Genomic DNA, 2,346 nt, shown 5'->3' on the forward strand with positions numbered 1-2,346 from the left:
AAATTTATCTGATCAACATTTTTAACATCAGGTATCATTAAGACAAATTCATCACCTCCTACCCTAGCCAAAGTATCACCTACACGAACCTTATTTCTAATGCGAGCGCTCAATTGACGAATAACCTCATCACCAACTGAATGCCCTAGATTATCGTTTACTAAATGAAAATGATCTAAATCAAAAAGAAGGATAGCAACTCGTTCTTTGTGTCTTGAACTAATACTAATACTTTGCGATAGCCTATCAAGTAAAAGCCTCCTGTTTGGTAAGCCTGTTAATAAGTCATGGGATGTTGTATACGCTAATTCTTGTTCATATTTTTTTTGTTCAGTGATGTCAGTTTGAATTCCAATATAGTGAGTTATTATTCCTGACTCATCAGGTACAGGAGATAGGAATAAGCTATTCCAAAGAGCACTTCCATCCTTTCGAAAGTTTCTTAATACAACCCTTAACTCTCGTTTTTCCTTTATGGCAAACCGAATTTGTTCACAAGCTAACTCATCACGTTCTTTTCCTTGTAAAAATCTACAATTATTTCCCATGACTTCAACTTTGTTGTATCCCGTTATATTTTCAAACCCACGGTTTACATAACATATAGGCATATCCGGCTGAGTGATGTCTGTTATAACTATGCCATTTGAACTAGCATCAACAGCTCTTTTAAATAACCTGAGCTGTTTTTCTGTGTGTAAGCTTTGTGTTATATTTTTAGCTATACCTATTACACCTGTGACTTTACTATTTATCCAAGTAGGTATAATTACAACTTGCAACTCATACTGCTGACCAACTTTATTAATAATACTTGTTTCAAAGCTTGTAGCTTCTCCTTTCAATGCATTTTCAAAAAATAGTGATACTTCTGAAAGCTTCTCACTTAAAATAATTTGACTAAAATGCATATTTACTAAATCTAATAAAGGCCACCCTAATAAGTTGCAACCCGGTTCATTTACACTTTTGAAATAGCCTTGCTCATCAAGAACATAAACGGGATCGGGATTGAATTGATAGAGAGACTTAAAGCGCTGCTCACTTTGAATTAATAATTCTTTTTGTTGTGAACGTTTAATTGCGTTAGCCGCAAGGCGGCAGCAATTTTTTAACAACTTTAGTTCTTCTGAATCAGGATCTCTACTTTCGTTGCAAAAAAATACAAAAGTACCCAGTACATCTTTTTCTCCAATAATGATAGGCATTGACCAAATAGCGTATAGTTTTTCATTTAACAATAAATCTTTATGGTAAGACCATAAAGGATCTATTTTTATATTTTCACAAATGACAACTTCACTTTGAGAAGTAGCAACCCCCGCAGACTTCATGAATGGCATGTCAGTTAAAGATGAGTAATGTTGTTTACTCATTGATGGAGCGGCACCTACTTGGAGTTTACTGTTCATTTTTATCATCGCACAGGCTTTAATGCACGGACTATGTTCTTCAGCCATTAAACAAATTTTATGCAATACTTCGTGAAGTGGCTTTTCAAGAGCTATCAACTTTAAAACCTCTTGCTGAGCGCTTTGGTAGCGCTCTACACTTACGAGTTCTGTAATATTTCTAGCAACCGCATACAATGTGTTTGTGCTTTGAATATATTTGGCTGACCACATTAAATGTATTTTATGACCTTGCTTATGGATATAAGTATTTCGAAAATACTGTGTTGCCTCACCATCAAATAACTTTTTAGTTTCATCGATTGTTATACTCTTATCATCAGGATGCACAAAATCAATAAAGGGCTTGTTCCTTAACTCATAGGGTTCATAACCGAGTATATTTAGACTAGATTTACTAACCTCTAAAAACTTCCCGTTATTATCTACAACGCATAAAATATCAGCAGAGTTCTCCATAAATTGAACGTGCTGTGTTTGCAATCTTTTCTGTAATGCAAGGCTTGACAGTAACTTTTCATTTCTCCTACTAAGCCTTTGTTTTTGTTTTTTAATTTGCATCTGGTATTGCTGTGAAAGCAGCAAAAGTACGCATACAAGCCAACCTGCAATAAAAGTAATGCTGGAGGATAAAATTAGGTGACTACCCTCATGTTCTGGACCTTGATAAACTCTCAGTTGCCAACTTACCTCATTTAATGAAGTCAATTGATGTTGACTCACTAGATAATAATTAACTTTTGAGTCACGTTGATTAATCATCACGGCAGGTCTATCTTCGTAGGCTAATTCTAAAAAATAACCTTGAGGAGTAATTAAAGGAATGATCGACTCCATTACTGATTTAATATCAATAACTGTGATTATGCCTAGCAATTCTGACTTTTCACTATGAGCTAATGGAGCCACAATGAATGTATGGTCTATTTGATTG

At 34.7% G+C, this 2,346-nt stretch carries 1 protein-coding gene; it reads right to left on the reverse strand.

Annotated features, from left to right (window positions below):
- On the reverse strand, positions 1 to 2,346 hold a 2,346-nt coding region (locus tag L1D46_RS20390), incomplete at both ends, for a PAS domain S-box protein (RefSeq protein ID WP_239978146.1).

It is taken from the genome of Pseudoalteromonas sp. Isolate3 (assembly GCF_022398505.1).
GTDB lineage: Bacteria > Pseudomonadota > Gammaproteobacteria > Enterobacterales > Alteromonadaceae > Pseudoalteromonas > Pseudoalteromonas apostichopi.